Below are 26513 nucleotides of genomic sequence, written 5' to 3'. Positions count from 1 at the left end.
ATCTAAAAGTCTATTCGCCAGTTTTGGTGTTAGAAATCAAAGTACCGACACCTGTATCTGTGAATATTTCTAATAACGTAGCGTGTGGCACTCGTCCGTCAATAATATGAGCGCTGGTTACGCCGGCATTAACTGCGGATAGGGCACAACTGATTTTCGGTAGCATACCACCGTATATTGTACCGTCAGCAATAAGGGCATCAACTTGAGCTGTACTTAAACCAGTTAACACATTACCTTGCTTATCTTGTACACCAGAAATATTGGTTAGCAACATTAATTTTTCAGCGCCGACGGCTTCAGCCACTTTTCCGGCGACTAAATCTGCATTAATGTTGTACGAGTTACCTTGATCGTCTACACCAATTGGGGCAATAACTGGAATCAAATCACTGTTTTCGAATAACTTCAAAAAGCTTGTGTCAATACTGGCCACTTCACCAACATGGCCAATATCAACCTGTTCTGGCGTTGTCATGCCTTCTGCTTGATGTTTAACGAAAAGCTTCTTCGCTTTAATAAAGCGACTGTCTTTACCTGTAATGCCAATGGCTTTACCACCTGCTTCACAGATTAAGTTTACGATCTCTTTATTTACTTGGCCGCCAAGTACCATTTCAACCACATCCATGGTTGCAGTGTCGGTAACACGCATGCCATTAATGAATTTTGATTCTATATTCAGTTTCGTCAGCATGTCGCCGATTTGTGGACCGCCACCATGTACTACAATAGGGTTGATACCAATAGCTTTCATCAAAACGATGTCTCGTGCGAATCCTGCTTGCAAGGCTTCATCTGTCATAGCATTGCCACCGTATTTGATGACCAATGTTTTACCAGCAAAGCGTTGGATATAAGGAAGCGATTCACTTAAAACCTTAGCAACATCTAAAGCAGATTCACGAGAAAAAGCCACGGATTACATACTCCTGTAAATAAAAACGGATACCACCTGCATCTTAATAATTTACAATAAAAGAATAAGGCGCATCAGGTATAAAATTATCGGGTTACTGTGGCAAAACGATGACAGCCAAGGCAAACAACGAGTGTAAGCAACCACTTAGGGTTGAAATAATAACGTGATCTAATCGGATTAACTATAGAAATTTGTATGAAACTTACGAAGTTTAGACTGAAAAAACTAAATTAGGTTTTCGTGCTGAGTAATGGATGAGGGAATCTAGTGAGAGAAGTTAAAAAGATGAGATATTCTCATCTTTTTAACTTTGTTTTGGTTATTTTGTTCCAGTATGGCCAAAGCCACCTTCACCACGCTCAGTGCTTTCGAATTCAGTCACAATATTAAATTCGGCTTGAACAACAGGTAAAAGTACAAGTTGAGCAACGCGCTCACCTGGCTCTATTGTGAAAGTGGTTTTACCACGATTCCAGCAAGATACCATGAGTTCGCCTTGATAATCTGAATCGATTAGACCGACAAGATTACCTAAAACGATACCGTGTTTATGGCCTAATCCAGAGCGAGGTAAAATTGTAGCGGCTAAACCTGGGTCTTGGATGTAGATGGACAAGCCTGTTGGTAATAATATTGTTTCACCAGGAGCAAGTTCAATTGGGGCATCTAAACAGGCGCGAAGGTCCAAGCCTGCGGAACCTTCTGTTGCATATGTTGGTAAAGGGATCTCTTTGCCGATTTTGTCGCTCAATATTTTTAATTGAATAGCTTGCTTCATGTTGCTCTCTTTTAATGTCTTCAATGTATTAAGGGAAACGTATCAAAGGAAAACGTTTAGTTCGTTTTGGAGTGTTCATGGATAAAGTTTACCAGCTGATTAGCGAGTTCACTCTTGGCTGCTTGGGCTGGCTCCCATGTTTTTTCTTTGGTGATTACTGTGACTTGGTTTTCATCTTGATTAAAACCAATGTCTGAACGAGAGACATCGTTGGCGATGATAATGTCTAATCCTTTGCGTTCCAGTTTACCTTTCGCGTATTCGATCACATTTTGTGTTTCGGCTGCAAAGCCTACGATAATTTTTGAACGCTTTTGTTGGGCAAGTGTAGCGATAATATCGGGGTTCTTAATAAGAGTGAGTTGAATTTCGTCTGTATTAGATTGTTTTTTCATTTTCTGATCTGTTGCTGCTTTCATTTTAAAGTCTGCAACCGCAGCAGCGCCAATGAATACGTCCGCTTGTTTTTCCATGACTTGTTCACAAGCGGCCAACATATCGTCAGCGCTTTTGACGGAAATTAGTTTGACGCCTTTTGGTGGCGTACACTGTACTGGTCCACTGATGAGGGTGACGGTAGCTCCTCGTCTTAAAGCCGAAGAAGCTAATGCGTAGCCCATTTTTCCTGAACTGTGGTTGCTGATGTAGCGGACTGGATCGATAGCTTCCATGGTTGGGCCTGCTGTGATTACCCAGTGTTGCCCAGCAAGATCTTGTTTTATCTTTGTTGTTTGAAAGTGTTCCACTATGGTGTTGAAAATGTCTGACGGTTCACTCATTCGTCCTGGGCCAATATCGCCACAAGCTTGTGCGCCGTCGGCAGGACCAATACTCAACACGTTGCGCTCCTTTAGTAGCTTTGCATTAGCCTGAGTAGCTGGATGACGCCACATGGCTTGATTCATTGCTGGGGCAATAAGTACTGGAGATTCTGTTGCGATGCACAAAGTAGAAAGTAAGTCATTTGCCATACCTTGTGTGTAGCTGCGATGAAATCAGCTGATGCTGGGGCGATAACAATCAGATCTGCCCATTTTGCTAATTCAATATGCCCCATCCCAGCTTCTGCATTAGGATCTAATAAGGTGCTGCGTACAGGTTGTCCAGAAATAGCCTGTAATGTCATCTCTGTGACGAATGCTTTTGCCCCTTCAGTTAAAACGACTTGTACGTCAGCCCCAGCCTTAGTTAATAAACGAATTAGCTCGATACTTTTATAAGCAGCAATGCCGCCAGTAATGCCTAATAGAATGCGTTTTTGGGCTAGATTTGACATAAAAAACTTCTCAATTCGCTCTGTGGTAGATAAGGTTAGTAGAGGCAGGATGCCGACTGTTTTTTTCGTTCTTTTATTTTTGCTGTTGCTTGAGTTTATAAGGCTTAAGCAAGATTACCATGGATCAAGGAGTAGATCATGAGTATAAAACATTGGCCAGAACAAGAAAGACCTCGCGAGAAACTCATACATCAAGGTGCAGAAGCTTTAACGGATGCCGAGCTGCTGGCTATTTTTCTTCGTACTGGAACGCAAGGGATCAGTGCTGTTGAGCTTGCTCGACAAGTATTGACCCAATTTGGCGGATTACGTTCCCTTTTATCCGCTTCACGAGAAGAGTTTTGCAAGGGGTTTGGTTTAGGGGATGCTAAATATACCCAGCTTCAAGCTGTGCTTGAAATGTCTAAACGGCACCTGCAAGAGCACCTCATGCGCGAAACCGTCTTTACCAGCGCAGAACATGTTCGAACTTATCTCTCCTCTCAACTGCGGCATTCTCCTCGCGAAATCTTCGCTGTACTTTTTTTAGATACTCAGCATAGGCTGATTCGGTATCAAGAGCTCTTTATGGGGACGATAGATGCCGCAGCGGTTTATCCGCGAGAAGTCGTTAAAGCAGCGTTGAAGTATAATGCCTCTGCGGTGATCCTTGCCCATAATCACCCAAGTGGTGTTGCCGAACCAAGTCAGGCAGATATATCTATTACAGGGAAAATAAAAGATGCATTAAACCTTGTGGATGTCAGGTTATTGGATCATTTTGTTGTTGGAGATGGTGCGCCTGTTTCGTTGGCAGAAAGAGGGTTGGTGTAACTTTAATTTTTTCGATGAGATTGATTAATTTGCTGTCTAGGGTTGTTAATTGATCATTTTTTAACAAAAGGTTTGCCGAATGGTTAAGGTTATGGGAGAATTCGCGCCGCTATATCCTCGGTATGGGATTTTTTGATTCATAAGGAATCATGCTCCGCCTGAGGAAGTGAAACACTTCCAATAATCTTTCTGGATAGCAAAAGGTATTTAATTATGTCTCGCGTATGTCAAGTTACTGGGAAACGCCCTGTTACAGGTAATAACGTTTCTCACTCAAAGCGTCGTACTAAACGTCGTTTTCTTCCTAACCTTCATTGGCACCGTTTTTGGGTCGAAGGTGAAAACCGTTACATCCGTTTACGTGTATCTTCTAAAGGTATGCGTATTATCGATAAAAAAGGCATTGAAGCAGTTCTTGTTGAAATGCGTGCTAACGGCGAAAAAGTATAAGGATCTGAATCATGGCTTCTAAAGGCGCTCGCGATTTAATTCGCATGGTATCTTCTGCTGGTACTGGTCACTTTTACACAACTGACAAGAACAAGCGAAATACTCCGGACAAACTTGAAATGAGAAAGTTTGATCCAGTTGTACGTAAACACGTTATGTACAAAGAAGCGAAAATCAAATAATTTTTGTTTTTTGCCAGAAAAAACCGACTCCTTGAGTCGGTTTTTTTGTATCTAGTAGAACACCTTTGTCATTTTTTCAGTATTGTTGATGTTTACCTAATGTCTATCGAGGTTACTTATGCCTGAATTGCCAGAAGTAGAAACCACATTACGTGGCATCGAGCCTCATCTTGTCGGACGAACACTTTCTAATATCGATATTCGCCAACCAAAACTGAGATGGCAAATTACACCAGAGCTAAGCTCTGAAATGGTTGGGCAAGAGATTACACACCTTTCTCGACGTGGTAAGTATATTGGAGTTCATACAGATAAAGGTACCTTGATTGTTCATCTTGGTATGTCAGGTAGCTTGTATTTTGTGCCAGCCAAAACACCGCCACTGTTTCATGATCATGTGGATTTTTGTTTTGAAGAAGATGAGCCTTTGTTACGTTATACGGATCCACGTCGCTTCGGTGCTATTTTGTGGACAAGGAAAAATTGGCTAGAACACGATTTAATAAGAAATCTTGGCCCAGAGCCCTTGTCTGACGCATTTAATGTCGACATGTTGCATGCTCGAGCCAAAGGTCGAAAAGTACCGATCAAGACTTTCATTATGGACAGTAAAGTCGTAGTTGGTGCCGGGAATATTTATGCTAACGAAGCTTTGTTTGCTGCAGGTATTCGACCCAATCGAATGGCTGGAAGCATTAGCAAGGTCCGTTTAGCTCGATTGGTTGAATGCATTAAATTGGTGCTTGCTGCGGCTATTAAACAGGGCGGAACCACATTAAAAGACTTTGTTGGTGGTGACGGTAAGCCGGGGTATTTTAAGCAAGAACTGCTGGTGTATGGTCGTGCAGGCAAGCCTTGTACGGTGTGTGGTACTTCACTGAAAGAAATTAGACAAGCTCAGCGTAGTACTGTGTATTGCGTAAAATGCCAAACCTGACCATTTGATTATGTTTCGGCATGAGAATTGCTATCTTATTTCGCTATAGTCTAACCAGAAATGAATAAGATTTTAAATTAACCTTACCGTTTGCGTAAGAATCTTGGTTAAACTGTGCATATTAGATTGCAGAATTTTTTCAATCGGTTTATTTTTGACCAGTTGGGCAAGATTGTAAGTTATCTAAATTTAATTACACATATAAGGGGAATTGGAATGAAAGGTGTATTTCTTGCGTCCGTAACGGCGCTAGCCATCTCAGCAAGCATGGCTCAAGCAGCAGAACCAGCAGTTGTATATGACCAAGCTGGTAAATTTGATAAATCTTTTAACGAAGGTGTTTATAACGGCGTTAAAAAATACACTTCTGAAACTGGTATTCAAGTTCGCGAATTTGAACCTAAGAACGAAGCTCAAGTTGAGCAAGGCCTACGTCGTCTTGCTAAACGTGGTTACTCTCCGATTGTGACCGTTGGTTTCAATATGACATCTGCTGTCGAGAAAGTAGCGAAAGACTTCCCTGAAGTGAACTTCACTATTATCGATGGTGTGATTAATCTGCCAAATGTTCAGTCTGTTGTTTTTAAAGAACATGAAGGTTCTTTCGTAGTTGGTGCTGTTGCAGCTATGGCTTCTAAAACAGATGCTGTTGGCTTCATTGGTGGTATGGATATTCCTCTTATCCGTAAATTTGGTTGTGGTTTTGAGCAAGGCGTTAAATACGTTTCTTCAAGCGCAACAGTATTTCAAAACATGACGGGTTCTACTGGTGCGGCGTTTAACGACCCGACTAAAGGCTCTGAACTTGCGAAAAGTCAGTTCTCTAAAGGCGCTGACGTTGTCTTCGCTGCGGCTGGTGGTACTGGTATCGGTGTATATCAAGCGGCAAAAGATGCAGGTAAATTAGCAATTGGTGTGGATTCAAACCAGAATCACGTACAACCAGGTACTATGCTAACCTCTATGGTTAAGCGTGTTGATTTGGCTGCTTATAATACCTATAAAGATTCTGCAGCAGGTACTTGGGCGCCAGGTTTGGTTGTTCTAGGTCTAGCTGAAGGTGGTGTTGATTGGGCAATTGATGAGAATAACGCAAGCTTGATTACTTCGAACATGAAAGCGAAAGTTCAAGACATTCGTTCTAAAATCGTGAGCGGCGATATTAAAGTTCATGACTACATGTCAGACAGTACTTGTAACTATTAAGTTATAAAATCAAACAGGTGCCTGCGCTTTGCAGGTACCTGTTTTTTTTGCACTTATACTTTTTTATTGGATGCTACTGTAGAACGTTTTTTATAAACGTATGTAGAAGACAATGGTTACTGCGAAAGAGAGACAGAAACAAAAAAGCACATAATGTGTTTTTGCTCTTGATATACACTTAGAGCGTTCCATTTTTAAGCAGATGAATTATTTTTTGATATGACAAATAAAACAACGCCATACGCAATTGAATTGCAAGATATCAGCAAACGCTTTGGTGCCGTTCAGGCTAATAAAGACATTTGCTTACAAGTTCCGGCTGGCTCTATTCACGGTATTATTGGTGAAAACGGCGCGGGCAAATCTACTTTGATGAGTATCATTTATGGCTTTTATGAAGCAGATACAGGTCATATTGAAGTGGATGGGAAGCGTGTTGATATACGTAGCTCCCAAGATGCCATTAATGCTGGTATAGGTATGGTGCATCAGCATTTCATGCTGGTTGAGAATTTTAGTGTGCTTGAGAATGTTATTTTAGGCGCTGAAGGTGGAGCATTACTTAAAGGTGGTGTCGATGCAGCACGTGTCGAATTACAGCGCTTGGCTCAAGAGTACAGTCTAGACATAGATGTGGATGCGATAGTGGAAGAGCTTCCAGTCGGTCTACAACAACGAGTAGAAATTTTAAAAGCCCTTTATCGTGGCGCTCGTATTTTAATATTGGATGAACCAACGGGTGTGTTAACCCCGCAAGAAGCAGATCATCTTTTTCGTATTTTAAAAGCTTTAAAAGATCAGGGTGTGACGGTTTTACTTATTACCCATAAGCTTCGTGAAATTATGGCATCCACAGACAATGTTTCTGTGATGCGCCAAGGTCAAATGGTTGCTCATCGTGAAACGGCGAAGACAGATAAAGAAGAATTGGCCGAGTTAATGGTGGGTAAAAAAGTTCGTCTTACCGTGGATAAAGATGAAGCTAAGCCAACGGATGTATTCCTTTCTGCTAGAAACCTTTCTCAATTTGATAGCCAAGGCGTAAAACGTCTGAAAAATGTCAGCTTAGAATTACGCGCAGGTGAAATTCTAGGTATTGCTGGCGTATCTGGTAATGGTCAAAGTGAATTATTAAATGTGCTTTCTGGCATTGAGCCAATGAGTGAAGGTGAGATTCATATTGCAGGCCAAGTAATTACTGCGAAAGCGCCGAAAAATGCAGCACAAATGCGTGAACTTAAAATGGCCCATGTTCCTGAAGACCGTCATAAAATGGGTTTGGTAACAGGCTTTGAAGCTTATGAAGCGGCAGTGCTTGGTTACCATAATTCTGATGCATATAACGGGAAAATTTTGATGCATCGTAAAGTGATGGTTGATGAATGTAATGAGCGTATGGCTGCTTGGGATGTTCGTCCACCGAATCCTCATTTAAAAACGGCAAATTTTTCTGGCGGGAATCAACAAAAAATCGTTATCGCTAGAGAAGTTGAGCAGAATCCAGATATCTTGCTAATTGGTCAACCGACTCGCGGTGTTGATATTGGGGCGATTGAAAATATCCACGAACAAATTGTTAAATTACGAGATTCCGGCAAAGCGATTTTGTTGGTATCTGTTGAATTGGATGAAATTATGGCACTGAGTGATCGCATCATAGTGATGTTTGATGGCGCGGTTGTGGGTGAGCTTGATGCGAAAGACGCTGATGAACGAACCCTTGGTTTAATGATGGCGAATGCCTATAGCGAAGAAGAAAAAGAAGAGGTGTCGGCATGAGTCAGGCAAAAGTTCCTGCTTGGGTAAACATTGCGCTTATTCCTTTCTTAAATATCATGCTGGCTTTCATTGTGTCTGGTTTGGTTATTTTAGCCATAGGTGAAGATCCAATAGAAGCAGCGGGATATCTTATTTACGGTGCTTTCGGTTATAACGAAGGTGTTGGTTATACCTTGTATTATGCGACTAACTTGATCTTTACCGGTTTGGCTGTCTCTGTTGCTTTTAAAGGCGGTTTATTCAATATCGGTGGTGAAGGTCAGGCGTATATTGGTGGGTTAGGTGTTGGATTAGTGTGTTTGGCACTGGATCACACCATGCCTTTTTATATTATCGCGCCTTTAGCGATTCTTGGCGCAGCAGCGTTTGGTGCGGCATGGGCTTATGTACCTGCTTATTTACAAGCGCGTCGCGGTAGTCACATTGTAATCACGACTATCATGTTTAACTTTATCGCCTCTTCGTTAATGGTTTATCTGATCGTAAACTGGCTAAAAGAAGACGGACGCATGGCTCCGAACAGTCGTACGTTTGGTGAAAATGCTTGGATGCCTTATTTGCACGAATTCTTTTCACCTTTGGGTATCGATATTGGTGATTCGCCGCTTAACTTTGCGTTTATTATTGCTTTGATATGTTGTGTTTTTGTGTGGGGATTGCTTTGGCATACTCGCTGGGGTTACCAATTACGCACATTAGGAACTAACCCAACAGCAGCAAAGTATGCAGGTATAGATACGGCAAAAGTAACTATTTGGGCGATGTTGATTTCTGGTGGTTTAGCCGGTTTTGTTGGAATTAATGAAATAATGGGTGTGAACCATAGTTTATTACTTAACTTCACCGCAGGTTACGGTTTTGCCGGTATTGCAGTTTCCTTGATGGGGCGAAATCATCCGATTGGAATTATTTTGGCCGCGGTTTTATTTGGAGCCTTGTATCAAGGTGGCTCTGAGTTGGCGTTTGAAATTCCGACTATCACGCCTGAGATTGTGGTCGTGATTCAAGGTTTAGTTATTTTATTCTCTGGTGCGCTTGAACACATGTTTAAAGATCGTATCGAAGGCTTTTTTATTCGCAGAGCAGTGGCGTAGGGGAAAAATATGTTTGAAACATTAATACTTATGCTAGATGCAACAATGCGTGTGTCTACGCCTTTGATTTTTGCTGCATTAGCAGGCTTGTATTCTGAGCGTGCTGGTATTGTTGATATCGGTTTGGAAGGTAAAATTCTTGGCAGTGCATTTGCTGCTGCTGCCGGCGCTGCTGTTTTTGGGTCTGCGTGGATCGGTTTGTGCTTTGGTATTATGGCATCTGTCTTTTTGGCTATGATCCATGGTTTTGCCTGTATTACACACCGCGGTGACCATATCGTTTCAGGTGTTGCCATTAATACGATAGTGGCTGGTTTGACAGTAACCTTATCAATGAATTGGTTTGGTATGGGTGGTCAAACACCTACGCTATCTGGCGATTCACGATTCCTTTCTGTTACCTTACCTTTTGCTGATGCCTTAGCGAATGTGCCAGTGATAGGTTTGATTTATTCAGAGTTACTAAGTGGTCATAATATTCTGGTCTATTTAGCTTTTGCTATGGTTCCTGTGACCTATTGGGTAATTTACAAAACACGTTTTGGTCTACGTCTTCGTGCGGTTGGTGAAAATCCTCATGCTGTTGATACAGCGGGTATTTCAGTTGCCTTTATTCGCTACCGTGCCTTGATTGTTTGTGGCATCTTGTGTGGACTTGCAGGTGCTTATTTATCAACAGCGCACAACGCTGGTTTCTTGAAAGACATGAGTGCCGGTAAAGGCTACATGGCACTTGCAGCTCTTATCTTTGGTAAGTGGCGTCCTGTTCCTGTGCTATTGGCTTGTTTGTTATTTGGTTTCTTAGATGCTGTGGCAATTCGTATGCAAGGTGTGGTGATTCCAGGTATTGGTGAAGTGCCAGTGCAAGCGATCGAAGTGCTTCCTTACGTCTTGACTGTATTGTTGCTTGCTGGGTTTATTGGTAAAGCGATAGGGCCAAAAGCCGTTGGTCGGCCTTATGTGAAAGAGCGAGCCTAAATATGTCTGTTGTAAAACAAGACGAGGTGCTTTTCCAATTGGCAAAAGAGGCGATGAGTAAGGCTTACGTGCCTTACTCTCATTTCAATGTCGGTGCTGCTATTTCGACGAAAAATGGTCATATTTATTCAGGTTGTAACGTAGAAAACGCAGCTTACCCAGAAGGCACTTGTGCTGAAGCGGGCGCGATTGCTTCTATGGTGCTTGGCGGCGATACTGAAATCAAAGACATTTATGTAATTGGTAAAGGTGATGGACTTGTTACGCCTTGTGGTGGCTGTCGCCAGAAGATCCGTGAGTTTTCGTCTACTGATACTATGATTCACATTTGTGGTCCGGAAGGCGTGCGTAAATCACTTTCTATGAATGAATTATTACCTTTCTCGTTTGGTCCTGAAAATCTGAAGTGACAAAGTACTAATAGCCGAAAGATATTCTTTTAAAACCACGCTAAGCGTGGTTTTTTGTTTATGGGTAGCTAGATATTTTTGAACGATTCATTTCGTGTCATTTGTTTGAAAAACTTGTCCAGTCTTCTTGTCAGAAAATATACGCAAAATATTATTATGAACCTTCTAAACCTTGGCAGTATCAAATATTTTTTTGTTTTTCTTGGTGGATCTTGCTCTTTTGTTTATATCTAGATTTAAACCTTGACTGATAATTGACGAAAGATCCGAGGTGCTAAATTGGTTTGTATCACACATCAGGTTAAGATGATGTTATTGACCTTAGCTTTAAAGGAATAGTGGTTATGAAAAAAATAACAATCCTGTATTGGATCTTGTTATCTCTTACCCTTGTCGCATGTGCAAGTGGCCCAATTTCAAAGGATGATGCTATTGGTTTTGAAGAAAGTGGTGGTGCCAGTTATTACGCAATGAAATACCAAGGACGTAAAACAGCCAGTGGTGAATTATTTGATCAAAAAGCCATGACTGCAGCACACAAACGCTTGCCATTTGGCTCAAAAGTAAAAGTGACGAACGCCGCAAATGGTAAAAGCGTGGTTGTAAAAGTTAACGACAGAGGCCCTTTTGTTAGTGGTCGTATTATCGATCTCAGTAAGTCTGCATTTCAGCGCATAGGTAACACGAACTTAGGAGTTATTGACGTCGAAATTGAAGTACTGCGCTAGTTCAATTTATTCAGCATGTTCGGGGTGAGCCTAATTGTCGCAACCACTTGTCCAAAGTCATCAGGGTCGCGTTTGATAGTGAAACCCAGGTGACGACAGAATTCGATCATGCGTTTGTTTTCTGCCAGCACTATGCCTTTCATTACCTTGATACCTTTGTCTGCAGCAACTTGGAAAAGTTGTCGCATGAGATAGGAAGCTAAGCCTAGACCTTGGAATTCATCCCCTAATACAACAGCAAACTCACAGCTTTGATCATCAAAATTGTCTATGTATCTGGCGGTACCAATTAGTAAGTCTTTGCCATCTCGATTGATGACGGCCAACAACGCCATTTCCCTGTCGTAATCAATATGAGACATGCTCGCAAGCATACGCGGTGTGAGTTCTGAGATATTGGAGATGAATCGGAAGTAACGGGTTTCATGAGACATACTCCGGACAAAATCCGCCAAAATAACTGCGTCTCTCGGTAGTACGGGTCTAACGGTAGCGACTTCGTCATTTTTCAAAACGCGCTCAGATACCCATTGTCTAGGGTAAGGGTGAATGGCTAGGTGTTCGTAACGACGTTCGCTTTTGCGCGCTTGTAAGTTTGCGGTCACATCGGCATACACACTACCGCTTTCATGTACCCTCAAGTCGGCCAGTTCTAAGCTTCCTATTTCAGGTAGTTCACATACCATGGTTGATAAATTACGTAGTAAGCTTTCTAGTTCAAAGGATTCTTCACCAGGAAACGCCCGCTGAATTAGGTCTTTTGCCAGCACGGTATTTAATGGTGGTAAGGCGACTGCTTCGACTTGTTTATGCTGATGAGCACCTTCTAAAGATAAACCAATCGCAGGGCCAAAAACAGCATCTTGGAAAACACGTAAGTGAATCGGCGCAGACAGTTGATGGGAGGCTTGTCTGCGAGAAATTAGGGGAATATGGAACAGCTCAAAAATACTCCGTAAATCGTCTGCAGTTGCTGTGTGTTGTCCCGCTTTTAATAATGCATTCAGGTTGTTTGTTGCTTCAGAAACATCGATTTTAAAACGAAATGCATGGCTGTCTGGTGATTGTTTTGCAAGTAACTGATTGCGTTGGAATTGTACTAAGAATTGGAAACCTTCGATGGCCGTTTCTGGTGTACGAAAGGTAGGAATGCCTGCTTCGTTGATGCGGGTTCGCATGTTGGTCATATTACCGCCGCCAAGCAAACACACCATGACGAGTTTTTTCTGGTCTCGATGAAGCTTGGTAATGAGAGCGTACAACGAATCTATATCGATCAGTGCGGTAGGACTCAAGGTAAGTAATACGGCACCGCATTGAGGACTGCTTAGGGCATCTGCGGCTAAATCAATAAACAAATCTGTGGCACAACTCGCCCAAACTGTAGTTACTGGGCCAATGCAGCCTCGTCCCATCATGGTGGATTCTAATTTTTCGCAGAGCTCACCTTCTGGTGTAAGCAAATCGATATTTAATTCCATCGCACGTTGGGCGGCTAGTTCGCCAGGACCAGCACCGTTCCCGATAATCAATAAAGAACCATCTTTGACGCGACGGGCATTTGTCATTACCGACGCGGCAGCGATTAAATCATTTAGGCGGCGACCACGGACTGCACCAGTTCGGCTTAACGCCGCATCGAGTACTCGTTCGTCGGCACCAATAGAATGCTCAGTAACAACTGCGACAGGCTTACTGCGACCTGTTGCCCGAAGGCTGCTCAAGAAACGAGTTGGGCTGCCTATTTTTTGCAGATACATCAGAATTGCCTGACTGTCGAAATCAGTCGATAAATAATCCAGTACTTGTGACGGCATCACATCAACCGGTGATCCCATGGACACGATTTGAGAAAAGCCGATGCCTTGCCACGTCGCCCAATCAACCAAGGCGCTGGCGACGGTTCCGGATTGAGACATCAGAGCCAATCGTCCTGTTAAAGGTTGTGTTAAACCAAGCCAAGCATAGACACCTAGTTTCGGACGACAAATTCCAAAGCTGTTTGGGCCGAGTAGGCGAACATTGTTTTTGCGTAATATCGGAATCAACTTGGCTTCTGATTCCTCAGTCCAAGACAACATCAACAAAGAGCCAATACCAGCGTTGCCACAAACCGTAATAATATCTTCCATGGATGAATCTGGATGCGTACCAACCAGCACAGCAAGGTCTGGGCTAGGTTTTGCTCCATTTGAAGCAATGTATTCATCCAAAGACGTAAACAGAGGAAAAGAGAAGGAGGTCGCAGGTTCAACACCGACCAAGCTAACAGGGCAAGATTTTCCGTTATTGGATTTGTCTTTATGGAGTAGGGATTTTAGCAACGCCAGCATAAGAGGGTCTTGTGCATCGTCACCGGTCAAAACCACCATGGATTTTGGCGCGAGTAAAGGTTGCAATGCATGTTGGCTCATTGGGCATTCTCCTAATGACAGATGCTAGACAAAAGCTAAAATTACCATGGTCTTTATCTTTAAGGATTGTAGACCATGGTAGGGTAGACTGTCTTTGTAGTTTTGTGGCTTGATATAAAACAATCAAAGTAAAAAAATAAAAAATCATTGAGATATGAGATGACAACCGCCTACATTACACATACTTATTGTGATCGTCACAACATGGGTGATGATCATCCAGAATCACCGCAGCGCCTTGGTGCGATTCAGAATCGTTTGATTATGGGACAGCTGATGGATTTTGTCCGTCGTTTAGAAGGAGAACCAGCTACATACGAACAGCTTGTTCAAACCCATGATGCTACTTATGTTGATTCTATTTTTGCCCGAGCGCCAGAATCTGGGCACATTGAATTAGAACCAGAAACCTTGATGATGCCACACACTTTAGACGCTGCTCTTCATGCCGCTGGTTCAGTAGTTAAGGCCGTGGATTTAGTCATGGCAGGTGAAGTGGATAATGCTTTTTGTGCGATTCGTCCGCCGGGACATCATGCTGAATTTGATAAAGCCATGGGTTTTTGTTTGTTTAACAACATTGCCGTTGGTACACGCCATGCGGTTCATCAATACGGTTTGAAACGCGTTGCCATTGTCGATTTTGATGTTCATCATGGCAATGGTACGGAAGATATTTTTAAAGCAGATGCTAATGTCATGTATGCATCGAGTTACCAGCATCCATTCTATCCTTACAGTGATCCAGGTGATTCTCACGACAATATTCTGCACATGCCTCTCGCTGCAGGGTCAGGTCGCACTGAGTTTCAAGCCATCATTAATGAACAACTTTTACCCGCACTCGATGCCTTTAAACCTGAATTAATTATGATTTCAGCTGGCTTTGATGCCCACAAAGAAGATCCAATGGGGCAGCTAAGGTTAGACGAAGCAGACTTTACTTGGATTACCGATGTATTAATGGATGTGGCTGATAAGCATTGCCAAGGGCGTGTGATCTCTGTGCTTGAAGGTGGCTACAACATAGATGCCTTAGGGCGTGCTGCGTTTTGTCATATTAAGAGCCTGATGAGGCTCTAATGAATGTTTTTTCACCGTCGCTTCGATTGATGTGACGGTGAAAAAATTATCGGGGTTACTGAAGATTAAGAGCTATTAATGTGTAACCATAAATGCCAACACACCCAAATAACATCAATAATGTTAATTCCTTGAAACCCCGTGGTAGAGAGTTCACTTTAGATTGTAGCCAGCCAAATACAGTTTTGATGGAAGCTGGAGCGTTTTCCAGTGATACATTTGATAAACTGGTTAGCATCATCAATACACCTGATATCATCGCTGCCATTCCCCAAAAATCATAAATATGCTGCGCGCCATACCAAAACGCATTCCACGCACCCAATAAAAACGCCACCAAAAAAATACTATATTGAAACTTCTTGAGTGTTCTTTCCACTGGGCCAGGCACAGATAGAAATAAAATAAGTGTCATAAAAATAGTAACAACAATGCCCATGTGCTTGCTCCGTGAATCTTTTATATCGGTATTTAAGTTATAGATGTTTGTGTATTTTAGACGTGAGAAGTTCAACATTCTTACGTTTTTTTATAATTGATTGTAAATGCAGGTTTTACTAAACGCTTCCGCTTTTTTAAATGATTAAAATACCAGCCTCACCAAATAGAATGAGCAAGATGTTCCGCTCTTATCTGACTCTATGAATGCGCAGACAGCGCTTTATAAAAATTCGGGTTCTCTTGAATCGTTGCTAATACTTTAGCAGCCAGCCCTGTAGGGGGTCGGCGTCTGCTTTCCCAGCTCTTGATAGTATCAACATTGGTGCCAAGCGCTTTGGCAAAATCCGCTTGAGAGACTTGTAAACTTTGGCGAATACTTTTCACATCCGCGATGTCAAAACGCGTCACTCTCGTCACTTTTTTATCGCCCTGATGTATCTCTATGGCTTCTTCTAAAGAGAATTTAAATGCTCATGTTAAAATATTATCCCTAATCGGCTTAAGCGACTTTCAATTTTTACATATGTTTCTTCATCATATTCGATGTCAGAAAGCCTAAAGGCTATTTGATATTTTTTGGAGAAGGGGACTTTCTGCGACAAAGTGAATTTTTCTTTTTGGGAGCAAAATAGATCTAGAAAATAAATTGTTTCTATGCAATCCAAAATTAATTGTAGGGTATGGGTTGGATTTAATCGAAAGAAGTTTACTCCAGTATTATCCATTGCGTTATATGCTTCATCATCTCTATTTTTATAGGTTTTTTCAAAGCCATAAAGTTTTGCTTTGAGGTTGTGCGTGAGATCAAGTTGTTCACTGGTTAAAGAATATTTTGTAGCCATTAGTTCAATGATTATTGCCTCTAAAAAGTTCAAAAAAATAGGCTTTGTACCTTCTATTATCTCTTGTTTAGGCTTATGAAGTTGATTTAGTAATATAGGTAAATAGTCTTTGAATTGTTTATTGATACGATCTGCTTCTTGGTACAAAGATATTTTTAGATTTTTTTGTTTCCTATTCTCTATATTATTTGAAGCTAAGAAGCCCAAAAAAGCACCAATTAATACGTGAGTTACGGGAGATGTAATAACCATACAAATTAAACTAAGCGTTTGCTCCATTCTTCTTTTCCTCCGTGTATTTAATTTTTTCTAAAATATGATTTCTGGAATCTCGATTAGAGACGCCTAACCCTTCTGAAAATTGCTTTTTGGCGATTTTTATTTCTTCTAATAACTCTACTTTTTCTGCTTTCAGTGAAAGCTCAAACCCACAAGCATGAGCGTACTTTTGCAAAGTTGCCCAGCTTGGGTTGGCGTTGCCTCGTTCTAAGCGACTGATATTACTCTTCTGGGTTTTCATGAGTTTTGCCAGTTGTTCCTGAGTTAAGGCTGCTTCATTCCTCATTGATAATAATTGATCGATGAGCGAAAACTCACTTTCTAGTTCATCGTATGCGCTTTTTACCTTGTCGTTTTGAAGCGCTTTTTCTTTTGCCTCTGTAAAATTCATTCTGTCTCTCGTAGTTATCATAAAAGATAACTTTAATGTTAATTCCTTTCTAGCCATTTCTCCAGTTGCCTAATGATACAAAATCAATTACTGTACTAGTACGTGAATACATAACTATTTCATTAGATAGAAGTGCGTATGAAAAATTTGATTGAATTTTTATCCGAAGTGGATGATGTCGCTGAGTTAGAGAAGCGTTTAACTGTGTTGCTGACACCGAATGAGATCAGTGAAATGGTGCGTCGTTTAAATATTATCGAGTTGTTAGATCAAGGCGTTGCACAACGCGACATTGCGAAGCAGTTGGGTGTGGGTATTGCCACGGTGACTCGTGGCTCCCGAGCATTGAAGGAATTAAAAGAAGAATGAGTACAAATCATAAAAAGCCGGAGCGCATCACGCTGCCGCGCAAACCTAAGTACATTACTATCAGTTCCGATTGCGATTTTTTTGCCTTGTTTAAGAAGGTCGAAAAGCGCTTTGATAACTGTTTTATGTTGGAATCCCTTGGCGAAGAGAGCTTCATTTCCCGCCATTCTATTATTGGTTTTGACCCTGAAAAGTTGATTTGGGCAGAAGGAAAAAAGCTGTTCATTCAAGAACGCACTGGCGAGACAGAAGCTTACGATTCGGACAATCCGTATTATTTATTGCGTGATATCGTGCCACAAAATATTTTGTCCCGTGGCTTTGCTGGTGGGTTAACGGGTTATATCGGTTACGACAGTATGAATTACTTCGAGCCAACCTTGGATCTGCAATCCAGCGAAATGTTTGATGCGTTCCGCTTCGGCTTGTACAAAGACGGTTTGATCCTCGACAAGATGACAGGCGAAGTTTTCTATTTTTACTACGAAGATGGCGAAGGCTCACAAGGTAATCGCGTCGACCTAGTGAATAAGATGATGGCGGAACCTACGCCAGAAAACGGCCCGTTTGTGGTTCGTCCAGTTGGCGAGTCTATGAGCAAAGCAGACCACGCGGATGCGGTTGCGAAGGTGAAACAAGACATTGTGGAAGGTAAAATTTTCCAATGTGAAGTGGGCTTCAAAAAGTGGTTCGATATGGAAGGCGACACCATTAACTTGTATGAAGAACTGCGCCAAGTGAATCCATCGCCGCAAATGTATTACATCAAATTCGGTGAGCAAAAAGTGATAGGCGCGAGCCCAGAGCTCTTGTTCCGAGTTCGCCAAGGTGAAATGGAAACCTTCCCGCTTGCGGGCACGGCGAAGCGCGGTAAAGACGCCACAGAAGACACGGCGTTGGCTCGCGCTTTGTTGAACGATCCAAAAGAAATCGCTGAGCACAATATGATTGTGGATTTGCATCGTAACGACATCGGCCGAGTGGCGCGCTTTGGAACAGTAAAAGTTCGCTCTTTGATGGACATTAAACGTTTTAGCCACGTTCAACACATTTCCAGTGAAATTGTTGGCATCATGGCAGAAGATCACGACATGTTTTCTGCCTTGGCAAGTAACTTCCCAGCGGGAACCTTAACAGGCGCACCTAAAATTGAAGCGATGAAAATCATCGACGATTTGGAAAGTGACGGTCGCGGCCCGTATGGCGGCGCAGTCGGTCAGTTCTCTTTCAATGGCGATTGCATGTTTGCCATTCCTATTCGTACGGTATTCGCCAAGGGCAATAAAGCCTATGTGCAAACTTGTGGCGGTAACGTATACGACTCAAACGCGGAAGACGAATACGAAGAAATTCAGCGTAAATTTGCTGGCACCAAACGTGTGTTAGACAGTTTCGCACCGACAGATACTCAAGATAAGGTTTAAGGAAGGCGACATGAAAGTTTATATTATCGACAACTACGATTCCTTTACTTACAACCTTTATCAGTTTATTGGCGAAGTATTGGAAACCGAAAAAAGCAAAGGCGAGATCGAGCAATTTGAAGTGATCGTAAAACGCAATGACGAAGTGACGTTAGACGACATTCGCCAAGCCGCGCCAGATCGCATCATCATCTCTCCAGGGCCGGGTTCGCCAGACGACAAAGCGTATTTTGGTGTCTGTGCCGACGTGATTTTAGAATTTGGTAAAACCATTCCATTGATGGGCGTTTGCCTTGGTATGCAAGGGATTTGTCACGTATTTGGTGGCAAAGTCGTGAAAGCGCCATTGCCAATGCACGGTAAAACCAGCCCAATTACTCATAATGGGGAAGGTATTTTTCATGATATTCCAGACCAACTTGAAGTCATGCGTTACCACTCATTAATCGCTGAAGCAGAAAGCTTCCCTGATGTATTGGAAGTCACCGCGTCGGTTGGCGAACTCAAAGCCGCTGACTTCAACGACCGTGCAGCGCTTCAAAAAGGCGGCGAGTTTGAACTCATGGGCATTCGTCATAAAGAATACCCAATCCAAGGCATCCAATTCCACCCAGAATCCTTCGCAACAGAAGGCGGCAAAGACCTGATTAAAAACTTTTTGTTTCAGGTGTAAATCTTTCGATTTTAAAGGGTTGAATAGACAGCACTGAATCAATGAATAAAAAGAGCTGCTCGCTTTGCGACGGCTCTTTTTTGTTTAATTACGCTTTAAAAATATCTTGTCTCTTTTGAGAGACTAAACTATCCTTTATAAAAAACCATAATCGTGAGGTAAGGATGCCTGAGGTTGATGCGTTATTAGGACTCTCATTCTGTTTGTATTTCTTTGATAACAAACAACACAAGTTGCCACATTTACATGTGAAATACGGCGGTTTTGAATTAATTATTGCGATAGAAACAGGTGAATGTTTAGAGGGGTATTTACCCAATAAACAGAGGAAGAGAGCTGAAAACCATATTGCTAAATATAGAAAAGAATTTATGCAGATGTGGTGGAAAGCGGTGAACGGCAAGAACCCTGGGAAATTGGAGGATATATGTTAAAAATTATTGATGTGGATTGGCTTGATCATTGCGTTTTATCTTTATCTTTCAATGACGGATTTGAAGGTAAAGTCGACTTATCTGAACGTTTTTCTCAACCTCCTTTTTCTCAAGTGAAAGATATTAAGCGCTTTTCATTAACTCAAGAGGGTGCATTGAATTGGAGCGGTCACGAGCTGTCAGCGAGCCAATTGAAGTCAATGACACAAGGTGCTTATCAGGCAGAAGCGAAAAGTCTCATTCAAGTTGAGCAGATGGAAGAGGTTATCAAGCAAGCGTCTTGGGATTCTATGGTAGAAGGACGGCCAGATATCCTACAAGCAGCGATCCGTTCCTATGTGGAATTGTTTGGACACAGTGCTGTGATTGCGAGAGTCGGTATTAAAAGCCGAACCAGCGCTTATCGATCTTTAAAGCCTGAAACAAAACCTAACTTCGCCACCTTAGTGCAACTGGCTCACGCTGTGATAGAAATTGCTAAAGAGCGAGTTAATGATCCTTTAATCAATGTGGTAAAGAGCTGATTAATTTAGATAGGAACAATGCGAAGTTCTTTGGAGGTTTAAGTGACTATTCAGTTTTTTTATATTTTTTGACTATTGATTACTTCCAGAGGGTGCTTATAAAAATGTTCTGAAAAGGTTTTTATTAATGCTGCATTTTTGGTGTTTTTGATTAACTGGTTAACATCATTGTTATTTTTGAAATTTATAGTGTACTTACCTGTTTCTACACTTGCTTTTTGAAGTCTTTCTAGAGCATTTTTTTCAAACGTACCTGTAGTCCAAAATTCAAATATTAGGTCTTTATGCTTCCAATCTGGATGTGCTTGTATAAATGCTTTGAAGGTCGGGATTTGCTCGACAAGCCAATAATTGATTTCATCCAAAGTCACTCTTTTGGTTGGATTATATCCTTTTCCTTCAATGAATTTTATTGAGTCATTAGTGGTACAAATGACATCTGCTTCTTTGGCTCCGATAGTAGTTTGGCAAATTTGATTGAGTCTTACTTCACTATGAAATGCATTTCTCATTGCTTCAGCTATGATGTATTCAAAGAATGCACCACGTAACCTTCCAGCAGCACCTTCAATTTTTCCTAGTGAATTAAAAATCTTATCGACTTTTTCTGGAGAGATTGCGTGTAATGCTGCATTTGTAATTAATTGAATTAATTCAGATAAGCCTGCGTTAATATCCTTTCCAAAAAGTGTGGAGACTGTTGTTGGTGAGATTCCCTCAGATTTTAGTTTATTAAATGCATCTTGATGGAATGTATCGGCGACAAAAAAACAGAGCTGTTTACCGACTTTTTTAAGGCTTCGTAATGAGCTTAACTTTAATAAAAACGGTTGAATTCCAGCTAATGAGACTTCTTTCGTAAGAAGGATATCGCATGCAATAAATCCGGGATTCGGAGTATTGTCTTTTTTAAAAGTTACTAAGGGTGATAGATATGAAGGTCCAGCAAGATCCCAAGCAGTTGTGCTAATAATAGGGTTGTGATCGTTTGAACGAGCTTTAATTTGATTATATGAAGCAAATCCCATCTTCCGTAGCCAATCGCTAAAGGCCCTAAGAATTATATCTTCTGCCAATAACCTTGCTTTCATTTCTGGAATTATAGATTGAATATGGTTCACATGAAGGCCTAAGTAAATGCAAGGACCAACACCTTCGATAAAAATTTCTTTTAATAAGTTAGTGTCTTGAAGGCGTTTCAAAATGATAGAGGCAGATAGATGTTTTTGTTGTTTTATAGGGGAACCACAAGCAATCTCAAAATGGCTTCTAGGCATAATTCCATTTCGCTCATTTAATGCTTGCAGTGCATATCCATAAGCTGAATTTGTTCTGAGTAAGGCTTCTTCTAACCTCCGCCAAAAATGTCCTTTTCCAGATTGATCATTCAAATAAAGAAATTTAGCTCTCTTTGGAAAAGAAAGATCTAAGCGACGTACTTTCTTTCCTTCTCTAGATACTCGTTGGCGTGCAGCGTCAGTAGAAACCCCCTGGTTTTTGACTAAATGCTCTGATATTTCCGTGCTTAGGCTAGGGCCATTATCTATAAGGTATTTTTCCACTGAATTCTTCATGTCACACTGCGCTATATATACAAGATTAATATATATTCAACGCTCCTTTAAGAGCTTAAGAGTTATGCCTTAATACTAAAGGGTTGTAGAGGCTTCTACAAAGAGAAAATATGGAAATTGTCACGGTGGTGAAAATTATGAAATTAAAAATTTTAAAAGTGAGCCACTTAATTATCGTTTCTTCTGTTCTACGACAACATAACTTATCTTGTTTCGAACTCTAGCTTTGAAATCTTCCATTTGTGCATTGGCTTCTTCTTGAGTAACAAATTCTACCGCACCTTGATCCAAGCACTCAAAAGCGAGATTTACTTGCTCTGTTACCCACTCATCATGAGGCATGTGTTTTGCCTCTTCGTCGACTTTGAATTGGATTCTAGTGTCCATAGCTTCTACCTGAATGGTCGTTGTCACACAAATGTTAGTGCAGCTTAGTAGTTTCAACAAGTAGCAATAAAATGATTGAAGTTTCAGTATGTTTCGAGTGCTATCCTATTATGAAATTAGTAATAAAAAATTTGGTGCAATGTATGAGTAAAACACCTTCTAGTTCTGTTTTAGCGTTAAACCCAATGCCGCAAGAAGCCGTTTGGTGGCTGCCTCGGCATGAGCAAAAGCTTGCAGAGAAACAATCTATGCCTCGTGTGGATTTGGTGTTCTTAGGCGACTCTATTACTCATGCTTGGGAGAAAGAAGGCACATTAGTTTGGAATGAGTATTACGCAATGCGACATGCGTTGAATTTAGGTTTTGATGGGGACCGTACAGAAAACGTTTTGTGGCGATTAGAGCAAGGTGAAGTAGATGGTATTCAGCCGAAATTATTGGTGTTGTTAATAGGCACCAATAATTCAGGCCATCGACAAGACAAAGCAGAAGATACAGCGGAAGGTATTAAACAAATTTTGTCTGTGTTGGCTGAAAAATTGCCAGACACAAAAATATTGCTTCTGGCTATTTTTCCTCGTAGTGCAAAGCCAACGCAAAAACTACGATTGTTAAATAATGCGGTTAATCAGAAAATACAAAATTATGCAGACAGTGAGCGCGTGTTTTATCTGGATATTAATCATTGTTTTTTAGATGAGGAAGGACGATTAACCAGTAATGTGATGAATGATTTTCTCCACCCTAATGAAAGTCAATATAAAGTATGGGCGGAGGTAATCGAACCTCATATTAAAAGGTTGATGGCATAAAAGGAAAAGGTTGAGGTGATTTTAATAGGATAGCTTTTTAAAAAAAGTAAGTATAAATACGTAGTTGAGTGCGTATTATCCGTCGTCCTGTTCGGTATTCGTACGAATTGTTTACACTTTCAGTAAGAGAGACTATAAATCTTGCTTGATCTCGTTAAACAATATACGAACAGGATAATAAAAATGAAATCCTTAAAAATGACTACATTGGTTGCTGCCGCTGCAGTAACAATCAGTGCTCTTTCTATGCCAGCATTCGCTGCGGACCGAGTTTATAAACTGAAAATGGCCGAAACTTGGTCTTCTAATTTCCCTATCTTTGGTGATGCGCCACGTAACATGGCTAGTATTGCTGAAAAAATGTCTAACGGACGTTTAAAAATCACCATTGACTCTGCAAACAAACATAAAGCACCACTAGGTGTGTTTGATATGGTTCGCTCAGGTCAATACGACATGGGTCACTCTGCTTCTTACTACTGGAAGGGCAAGGTACCTAACACGCTTTATTTCACAACCATGCCATTTGGTATGACTACACCAGAACAGTACGCTTGGTTCTACGAAGGTGATGGTATGGAACTGATGCAAAAAGTGTATCAGCCATTTGGTTTGCTATCTTTCCCTGGTGGTAACACGGGTAATCAGATGGGCGGTTGGTTCCAAAAAGAAATCAACTCTCTTGATGATCTGCAAGGCCTGAAAATGCGTATTCCAGGTTTCGCTGGTGAAGTAATGGCGAAATTAGGCGCTAAGCCAACAAACATTGCATCTGGTGAGCTTTATACTGCACTTGAACGTCGCACTATTGATGCTCTAGAGTGGGTTGGACCATCACTTGATCTACGTATGGGCTTCCACAAAATTGCGCCTTACTACTACACTGGCTGGCATGAGCCTGCGACAGAGCTTCAGTTCCTTGTAAACGAACGTACTTGGAAAAAACTTCCTGATGATCTTCGTGAAATTCTTCGTGTTTCTATGAAGCTTGCTTCATATGACATGTACATCCAGTCTTACCACGAAAGTGCGAAAAACTGGGCGACGATGAAAACGGAATACCCAAATGTTCAAGTAAAAACCTTCCCACGTGAAGTATTGGTTGCAATGGAAAAAGCAAACCAAGAGTTACTTGATGAAAAAGCAGCTGAAGATCCTTTAGCAAAAGAGATTCTTGATTCTCAAGCAAGTTACATGAAACAAGCACGTGTTTGGACAAACATTTCTGACCGCGCATATCTTGATAGTGTTGACGATCTAGCGAAATAAGACCTCTACAGGGTGAGAGTATGCACAGGTGTGCGTCTCTTGCCCTTTGTCATTTCTAGGAGTTTGTTATGTTTTTACTGAGCCTAGAACGAGGTATTACTCGTTTCTCAAATCTACTCGGTGTTGTCTCCACAGTGTTATTTATTGGCCTATTGTTCAACGTGTTCTACGACGTGTTGATGCGCTATGTTTTTAACGATGTGTCTATTGGTATGCAAGAATTGGAATGGCACCTCTATGCAGCCATCTTCTTGTTAGGTATTCCTTATGGAATACAGCATGGCGGACATGTACGTGTGGATTTGATATACGAAAATCTACCTCTTAAAGGCAAAGCATGGATCGATCTACTAGGTTGTGTTTTTCTGTTGATACCTTTTACCTTGCTAGTCGGTTACTACGGTATTGGTTTTGCTCATGAAGCATATGCACTGGGTGAAACAAGTGGTGACCCAGGTGGTTTACCTTATCGTTGGATTATTAAAGCGGTGATTCCTTTTGCCTTTTTCTCTATGGCGATCAGTGGCTTAGGTATGATTATTCGCTCTATTAATGCGATACGTGGTGTGAGTGAGGAAGGTTTTTCTCATCCGCCTATTCAGCATTAATCCAAGTCATTATTTTAAGTTAGTAGGTCATTTATGATTGGCATTATCATGTTTTTTGTTGCTCTAGTAATGTTATTACTGGGCTTCCCCGTCGCTTTTACCTTTGGTGGTATTGCGTTGATCTTCGGTGTTTTTGCCGAAGGTTTCGATATGTTTGCTTTTATGCCGTTCCGTATACAAAGTTATATGGAAAACACTGTAATGATGGCGGTGCCGTTATTTATTTTCATGGGCATTGTTTTACAAAAAACCAAATTGGCTGAGCAGTTACTCGAGGCCATGGGCAAACTGTTTGGTGGTGTTCGCGGTGGTTTGGCTATTTCTACTATTCTAGTAGGTGCTTTATTGGCTGCATCGACTGGTGTGGTAGGTGCGAGTGTTGTGGCAATGGGGCTTATCTCTTTACCCGTTATGCTGAAATACAACTACGATAAATCATTAGCCTGCGGCACTATTTGTGCGTCAGGTACGTTAGGTCAGATTATTCCTCCGTCGATTATCCTAATCATTTTAGGTGACGTATTGGGTATTCCTGTTGGTGACCTTTTCCAAGCTGCTCTTATGCCTGGCATGGTTCTGATTGGCTGTTACATTGTTTATATCTTGATTGTTACTTTTATGAATCCTGAAATGGCACCAGCGATGCCGCAGGATGAAAGTGGTGAGACTCGTAGCGAACAGGTTATCAGCGCATTGAAAGCGATTATTCCGCCATTGGCATTAGTGTTAATCGTATTAGGTTCTATTTTTACCGGTATTGCTACGCCAACAGAATCTTCTGCATTAGGTGGTGTTGGTGCGATTATTCTTGCGTTGATCTACGGTCAGTTCAGCTGGAAAATGCTTTACGATAGTGGTTTAGAAGCCGTTAAAGTAACGGCAATGGTATTTGCAATCCTGATGGGGGCAACAGCCTTCTCTATGGCATTTAGTTATACCGGTGGCGATTACATTGTTGAAGAAGTGTTGTTGAACTTACCAGGTGAAAAATGGGGCTTCATCATTTTAGCTATGATTGCCATTCTGGTTTTAGGTTTCTTCATCGACTTCGTTGAAATTGCTTTCATTATTGTTCCTATTTTAGCGCCTGTTGCAGAAGCTTTGGGTATTAATATGGTGTGGTTTGCGATCTTGATTGCGATGAACCTACAAACATCATTCCTAACCCCGCCCTTTGGATTCAGTCTATTTTATCTCAAGGGTGTGGCACCAAAATCGGTTCGTACCACGGATATTTATAAAGGGGTTATGCCTTTTATCTTGATTCAGATTCTTGTGTTGGCCAGCATCATGATTTTTCCAACTTGGTACGGCATGGGTTAAAATACTCAGGTTAAAGCAGATTGATTCTACGATTAGGTTTACTTTAATTGTTAGTACTCATAATTTTAAAAGCGGACTTCTAGTCCGCTTTTTTTGTTTTTGTTCGTTTTCAG

The 26513-nt window shown here is 41.4% G+C and carries 30 protein-coding genes and 1 pseudogene; 20 read left to right on the top strand and 11 right to left on the bottom strand.

Annotated elements, in window-relative coordinates; genetic code table 11:
- Window positions 1-10 precede the first annotated feature (10 nt).
- The 4 genes from argB to AC0L3Y_RS03915 form a co-directional block, all read right to left on the bottom strand.
- Window positions 11-919 (bottom strand): acetylglutamate kinase, encoded by a 909-nt coding sequence (gene argB, locus AC0L3Y_RS03930; RefSeq protein WP_473469045.1) that lies wholly within the window; start codon window positions 917-919, stop codon window positions 11-13.
- A gap of 322 nt (window positions 920-1241) precedes the next feature.
- Window positions 1242-1700, bottom strand: coding sequence for a dUTP diphosphatase (gene dut / locus AC0L3Y_RS03925; protein WP_473469043.1), 459 nt, complete (start codon window positions 1698-1700; stop codon window positions 1242-1244).
- Window positions 1701-1756: 56 nt separating this feature from the next.
- Window positions 1757-2671 (bottom strand): bifunctional phosphopantothenoylcysteine decarboxylase/phosphopantothenate--cysteine ligase CoaBC, encoded by a 915-nt coding sequence (gene coaBC / locus AC0L3Y_RS03920; protein WP_473469040.1) that lies wholly within the window; start codon window positions 2669-2671, stop codon window positions 1757-1759.
- The gene (locus tag AC0L3Y_RS03915; RefSeq protein WP_473469037.1) at window positions 2602-2976 is read right to left on the bottom strand and encodes a flavoprotein; all 375 of its coding nucleotides are present in this window, start codon (window positions 2974-2976) and stop codon (window positions 2602-2604) included. Before AC0L3Y_RS03915 ends, coaBC begins: the two co-directional genes overlap by 70 nt.
- 138 nt (window positions 2977-3114) lie before the next feature.
- Between AC0L3Y_RS03915 and radC the strand changes: the two genes are divergently transcribed.
- The 10 genes from radC (at window position 3115) to AC0L3Y_RS03865 (ending at window position 11553) form a co-directional block, all read left to right on the top strand.
- Window positions 3115-3789, top strand: coding sequence for a RadC family protein (gene radC, locus AC0L3Y_RS03910; RefSeq protein ID WP_473469034.1), 675 nt, complete (start codon window positions 3115-3117; stop codon window positions 3787-3789).
- Between the two features lie 213 nt (window positions 3790-4002).
- Complete coding sequence (gene rpmB, locus AC0L3Y_RS03905) at window positions 4003-4239, top strand: 50S ribosomal protein L28 (protein ID WP_317005857.1); 237 nt, start codon at window positions 4003-4005, stop codon at window positions 4237-4239.
- A gap of 11 nt (window positions 4240-4250) precedes the next feature.
- Window positions 4251-4421, top strand: a complete 171-nt coding sequence (rpmG, locus tag AC0L3Y_RS03900) for a 50S ribosomal protein L33 (RefSeq protein ID WP_024023741.1) — start codon at window positions 4251-4253, stop codon at window positions 4419-4421.
- A gap of 118 nt (window positions 4422-4539) precedes the next feature.
- Window positions 4540-5358 carry a bifunctional DNA-formamidopyrimidine glycosylase/DNA-(apurinic or apyrimidinic site) lyase gene (mutM, locus tag AC0L3Y_RS03895; protein ID WP_473469031.1) on the top strand — a complete coding sequence of 273 codons (819 nt, stop codon included), beginning with the start codon at window positions 4540-4542 and terminating at the stop codon, window positions 5356-5358.
- A 216-nt stretch (window positions 5359-5574) separates the two neighbouring features.
- Complete coding sequence (locus tag AC0L3Y_RS03890) at window positions 5575-6564, top strand: BMP family lipoprotein (protein ID WP_473469029.1); 990 nt, start codon at window positions 5575-5577, stop codon at window positions 6562-6564.
- Window positions 6565-6783: 219 nt separating this feature from the next.
- Window positions 6784-8343: an ABC transporter ATP-binding protein gene (locus AC0L3Y_RS03885; protein WP_473469027.1), complete on the top strand. Its 1560-nt coding sequence runs from the start codon at window positions 6784-6786 to the stop codon at window positions 8341-8343.
- Window positions 8340-9437 (top strand): ABC transporter permease, encoded by a 1098-nt coding sequence (locus tag AC0L3Y_RS03880; RefSeq protein WP_473469025.1) that lies wholly within the window; start codon window positions 8340-8342, stop codon window positions 9435-9437. The genes AC0L3Y_RS03885 and AC0L3Y_RS03880 overlap by 4 nt, the downstream gene beginning before the upstream one ends.
- A 9-nt stretch (window positions 9438-9446) precedes the next feature.
- The gene (locus AC0L3Y_RS03875; protein WP_473469023.1) at window positions 9447-10415 is read left to right on the top strand and encodes an ABC transporter permease; all 969 of its coding nucleotides are present in this window, start codon (window positions 9447-9449) and stop codon (window positions 10413-10415) included.
- Window positions 10416-10417: 2 nt separating this feature from the next.
- Window positions 10418-10825: a cytidine deaminase gene (cdd, locus tag AC0L3Y_RS03870; RefSeq protein ID WP_473469021.1), complete on the top strand. Its 408-nt coding sequence runs from the start codon at window positions 10418-10420 to the stop codon at window positions 10823-10825.
- A 344-nt stretch (window positions 10826-11169) separates the two neighbouring features.
- On the top strand, window positions 11170-11553 hold the full coding sequence (locus AC0L3Y_RS03865) for a septal ring lytic transglycosylase RlpA family protein (protein ID WP_473469018.1): 384 nt from the start codon (window positions 11170-11172) through the stop codon (window positions 11551-11553).
- Here AC0L3Y_RS03865 and AC0L3Y_RS03860 read toward each other — a convergent pair.
- Window positions 11550-13967, bottom strand: coding sequence for a bifunctional acetate--CoA ligase family protein/GNAT family N-acetyltransferase (locus tag AC0L3Y_RS03860; protein WP_473469015.1), 2418 nt, complete (start codon window positions 13965-13967; stop codon window positions 11550-11552). The genes AC0L3Y_RS03865 and AC0L3Y_RS03860 overlap by 4 nt on opposite strands.
- A 159-nt stretch (window positions 13968-14126) precedes the next feature.
- Here AC0L3Y_RS03860 and AC0L3Y_RS03855 point away from each other — a divergent pair, with 159 nt between their 5' ends.
- Entirely contained in the window at window positions 14127-15050 is a 924-nt protein-coding gene (locus AC0L3Y_RS03855; protein WP_473469013.1) for a histone deacetylase family protein, read from the top strand.
- A gap of 55 nt (window positions 15051-15105) precedes the next feature.
- Here the strand turns inward: AC0L3Y_RS03855 and AC0L3Y_RS03850 are convergent, their stop codons facing one another.
- From AC0L3Y_RS03850 to AC0L3Y_RS03835, 4 genes and pseudogenes are all read right to left on the bottom strand, one after another.
- Window positions 15106-15489, bottom strand: a complete 384-nt coding sequence (locus AC0L3Y_RS03850) for a hypothetical protein (protein WP_473469009.1) — start codon at window positions 15487-15489, stop codon at window positions 15106-15108.
- Between the two features lie 200 nt (window positions 15490-15689).
- Window positions 15690-15944 (bottom strand): annotated as a pseudogene (nadS, locus tag AC0L3Y_RS03845) (NadS family protein); the annotation flags it as partial.
- Window positions 15945-15967: 23 nt separating this feature from the next.
- Entirely contained in the window at window positions 15968-16612 is a 645-nt protein-coding gene (locus tag AC0L3Y_RS03840; RefSeq protein ID WP_473469007.1) for a hypothetical protein, read from the bottom strand.
- Complete coding sequence (locus AC0L3Y_RS03835) at window positions 16596-17003, bottom strand: helix-turn-helix domain-containing protein (protein WP_473469005.1); 408 nt, start codon at window positions 17001-17003, stop codon at window positions 16596-16598. Before AC0L3Y_RS03835 ends, AC0L3Y_RS03840 begins: the two co-directional genes overlap by 17 nt.
- A 138-nt stretch (window positions 17004-17141) precedes the next feature.
- Here AC0L3Y_RS03835 and AC0L3Y_RS03830 point away from each other — a divergent pair, with 138 nt between their 5' ends.
- The 5 genes from AC0L3Y_RS03830 (at window position 17142) to dhiA (ending at window position 20427) form a co-directional block, all read left to right on the top strand.
- On the top strand, window positions 17142-17372 hold the full coding sequence (locus tag AC0L3Y_RS03830; RefSeq protein ID WP_473469002.1) for a Trp family transcriptional regulator: 231 nt from the start codon (window positions 17142-17144) through the stop codon (window positions 17370-17372).
- Window positions 17369-18796 carry an anthranilate synthase component I family protein gene (locus tag AC0L3Y_RS03825; RefSeq protein ID WP_473469000.1) on the top strand — a complete coding sequence of 476 codons (1428 nt, stop codon included), beginning with the start codon at window positions 17369-17371 and terminating at the stop codon, window positions 18794-18796. Before AC0L3Y_RS03830 ends, AC0L3Y_RS03825 begins: the two co-directional genes overlap by 4 nt.
- 10 nt (window positions 18797-18806) lie before the next feature.
- Entirely contained in the window at window positions 18807-19469 is a 663-nt protein-coding gene (locus tag AC0L3Y_RS03820) for an anthranilate synthase component II (protein WP_473468998.1), read from the top strand.
- 164 nt (window positions 19470-19633) lie between these two features.
- A complete protein-coding gene (gene dhiT / locus AC0L3Y_RS03815) occupies window positions 19634-19903 on the top strand; it encodes a type II toxin-antitoxin system toxin DhiT (RefSeq protein WP_473468996.1) in 270 nt (89 codons plus the stop codon).
- Window positions 19897-20427, top strand: a complete 531-nt coding sequence (gene dhiA / locus AC0L3Y_RS03810) for a type II toxin-antitoxin system antitoxin DhiA (protein ID WP_473468994.1) — start codon at window positions 19897-19899, stop codon at window positions 20425-20427. The genes dhiT and dhiA overlap by 7 nt, the downstream gene beginning before the upstream one ends.
- Before the next feature lie 59 nt (window positions 20428-20486).
- Here the strand turns inward: dhiA and AC0L3Y_RS03805 are convergent, their stop codons facing one another.
- The gene (locus AC0L3Y_RS03805) at window positions 20487-22001 is read right to left on the bottom strand and encodes a hypothetical protein (RefSeq protein ID WP_473468991.1); all 1515 of its coding nucleotides are present in this window, start codon (window positions 21999-22001) and stop codon (window positions 20487-20489) included.
- 171 nt (window positions 22002-22172) lie between these two features.
- On the bottom strand, window positions 22173-22388 hold the full coding sequence (locus tag AC0L3Y_RS03800) for a hypothetical protein (protein ID WP_473468989.1): 216 nt from the start codon (window positions 22386-22388) through the stop codon (window positions 22173-22175).
- Window positions 22389-22531: 143 nt separating this feature from the next.
- On the opposite strand from AC0L3Y_RS03800, the gene AC0L3Y_RS03795 reads away from it, so the two are divergent.
- The 4 genes from AC0L3Y_RS03795 to AC0L3Y_RS03780 all read left to right on the top strand — a co-directional run bounded on the left by AC0L3Y_RS03795 (window position 22532) and on the right by AC0L3Y_RS03780 (window position 26400).
- Complete coding sequence (locus tag AC0L3Y_RS03795; protein ID WP_473468987.1) at window positions 22532-23200, top strand: platelet-activating factor acetylhydrolase IB subunit; 669 nt, start codon at window positions 22532-22534, stop codon at window positions 23198-23200.
- 183 nt (window positions 23201-23383) lie between these two features.
- Window positions 23384-24469 carry a TRAP transporter substrate-binding protein gene (locus AC0L3Y_RS03790; protein WP_473468984.1) on the top strand — a complete coding sequence of 362 codons (1086 nt, stop codon included), beginning with the start codon at window positions 23384-23386 and terminating at the stop codon, window positions 24467-24469.
- Between the two features lie 68 nt (window positions 24470-24537).
- Window positions 24538-25077: a TRAP transporter small permease subunit gene (locus tag AC0L3Y_RS03785; RefSeq protein ID WP_473468982.1), complete on the top strand. Its 540-nt coding sequence runs from the start codon at window positions 24538-24540 to the stop codon at window positions 25075-25077.
- A 33-nt stretch (window positions 25078-25110) separates the two neighbouring features.
- Window positions 25111-26400, top strand: a complete 1290-nt coding sequence (locus tag AC0L3Y_RS03780; protein WP_473468979.1) for a TRAP transporter large permease — start codon at window positions 25111-25113, stop codon at window positions 26398-26400.
- Window positions 26401-26513: the final 113 nt, after the last annotated feature.

The sequence above is a fragment of the Marinomonas sp. GJ51-14 genome, from assembly GCF_055808695.1.
The sequence above is the reverse complement of the archived record's forward strand: the minus strand, read 5'-3'. Positions and strand labels throughout refer to the sequence as shown.

Excerpts from the sequence above, each read along its gene's own strand:
- dut (WP_473469043.1), bottom strand. The coding sequence starts at position 1,700 with ATGAAGCAAGCTATTCAATTAAAAATATTGAGCGACAAAATCGGCAAA.
- coaBC (WP_473469040.1), bottom strand. The coding sequence starts at position 2,671 with ATGGCAAATGACTTACTTTCTACTTTGTGCATCGCAACAGAATCTCCA.
- AC0L3Y_RS03915 (WP_473469037.1), bottom strand. The coding sequence starts at position 2,976 with ATGTCAAATCTAGCCCAAAAACGCATTCTATTAGGCATTACTGGCGGC.
- radC (WP_473469034.1), top strand. The coding sequence starts at position 3,115 with ATGAGTATAAAACATTGGCCAGAACAAGAAAGACCTCGCGAGAAACTC.
- rpmB (WP_317005857.1), top strand. The coding sequence starts at position 4,003 with ATGTCTCGCGTATGTCAAGTTACTGGGAAACGCCCTGTTACAGGTAAT.
- rpmG (WP_024023741.1), top strand. The coding sequence starts at position 4,251 with ATGGCTTCTAAAGGCGCTCGCGATTTAATTCGCATGGTATCTTCTGCT.
- mutM (WP_473469031.1), top strand. The coding sequence starts at position 4,540 with ATGCCTGAATTGCCAGAAGTAGAAACCACATTACGTGGCATCGAGCCT.
- AC0L3Y_RS03890 (WP_473469029.1), top strand. The coding sequence starts at position 5,575 with ATGAAAGGTGTATTTCTTGCGTCCGTAACGGCGCTAGCCATCTCAGCA.
- AC0L3Y_RS03885 (WP_473469027.1), top strand. The coding sequence starts at position 6,784 with ATGACAAATAAAACAACGCCATACGCAATTGAATTGCAAGATATCAGC.
- AC0L3Y_RS03880 (WP_473469025.1), top strand. The coding sequence starts at position 8,340 with ATGAGTCAGGCAAAAGTTCCTGCTTGGGTAAACATTGCGCTTATTCCT.
- AC0L3Y_RS03875 (WP_473469023.1), top strand. The coding sequence starts at position 9,447 with ATGTTTGAAACATTAATACTTATGCTAGATGCAACAATGCGTGTGTCT.
- cdd (WP_473469021.1), top strand. The coding sequence starts at position 10,418 with ATGTCTGTTGTAAAACAAGACGAGGTGCTTTTCCAATTGGCAAAAGAG.
- AC0L3Y_RS03865 (WP_473469018.1), top strand. The coding sequence starts at position 11,170 with ATGAAAAAAATAACAATCCTGTATTGGATCTTGTTATCTCTTACCCTT.
- AC0L3Y_RS03860 (WP_473469015.1), bottom strand. The coding sequence starts at position 13,967 with ATGAGCCAACATGCATTGCAACCTTTACTCGCGCCAAAATCCATGGTG.
- AC0L3Y_RS03855 (WP_473469013.1), top strand. The coding sequence starts at position 14,127 with ATGACAACCGCCTACATTACACATACTTATTGTGATCGTCACAACATG.
- AC0L3Y_RS03850 (WP_473469009.1), bottom strand. The coding sequence starts at position 15,489 with ATGGGCATTGTTGTTACTATTTTTATGACACTTATTTTATTTCTATCT.
- AC0L3Y_RS03840 (WP_473469007.1), bottom strand. The coding sequence starts at position 16,612 with ATGGAGCAAACGCTTAGTTTAATTTGTATGGTTATTACATCTCCCGTA.
- AC0L3Y_RS03835 (WP_473469005.1), bottom strand. The coding sequence starts at position 17,003 with ATGAATTTTACAGAGGCAAAAGAAAAAGCGCTTCAAAACGACAAGGTA.
- AC0L3Y_RS03830 (WP_473469002.1), top strand. The coding sequence starts at position 17,142 with ATGAAAAATTTGATTGAATTTTTATCCGAAGTGGATGATGTCGCTGAG.
- AC0L3Y_RS03825 (WP_473469000.1), top strand. The coding sequence starts at position 17,369 with ATGAGTACAAATCATAAAAAGCCGGAGCGCATCACGCTGCCGCGCAAA.
- AC0L3Y_RS03820 (WP_473468998.1), top strand. The coding sequence starts at position 18,807 with ATGAAAGTTTATATTATCGACAACTACGATTCCTTTACTTACAACCTT.
- dhiT (WP_473468996.1), top strand. The coding sequence starts at position 19,634 with ATGCCTGAGGTTGATGCGTTATTAGGACTCTCATTCTGTTTGTATTTC.
- dhiA (WP_473468994.1), top strand. The coding sequence starts at position 19,897 with ATGTTAAAAATTATTGATGTGGATTGGCTTGATCATTGCGTTTTATCT.
- AC0L3Y_RS03805 (WP_473468991.1), bottom strand. The coding sequence starts at position 22,001 with ATGAAGAATTCAGTGGAAAAATACCTTATAGATAATGGCCCTAGCCTA.
- AC0L3Y_RS03800 (WP_473468989.1), bottom strand. The coding sequence starts at position 22,388 with ATGGACACTAGAATCCAATTCAAAGTCGACGAAGAGGCAAAACACATG.
- AC0L3Y_RS03795 (WP_473468987.1), top strand. The coding sequence starts at position 22,532 with ATGAGTAAAACACCTTCTAGTTCTGTTTTAGCGTTAAACCCAATGCCG.
- AC0L3Y_RS03790 (WP_473468984.1), top strand. The coding sequence starts at position 23,384 with ATGAAATCCTTAAAAATGACTACATTGGTTGCTGCCGCTGCAGTAACA.
- AC0L3Y_RS03785 (WP_473468982.1), top strand. The coding sequence starts at position 24,538 with ATGTTTTTACTGAGCCTAGAACGAGGTATTACTCGTTTCTCAAATCTA.
- AC0L3Y_RS03780 (WP_473468979.1), top strand. The coding sequence starts at position 25,111 with ATGATTGGCATTATCATGTTTTTTGTTGCTCTAGTAATGTTATTACTG.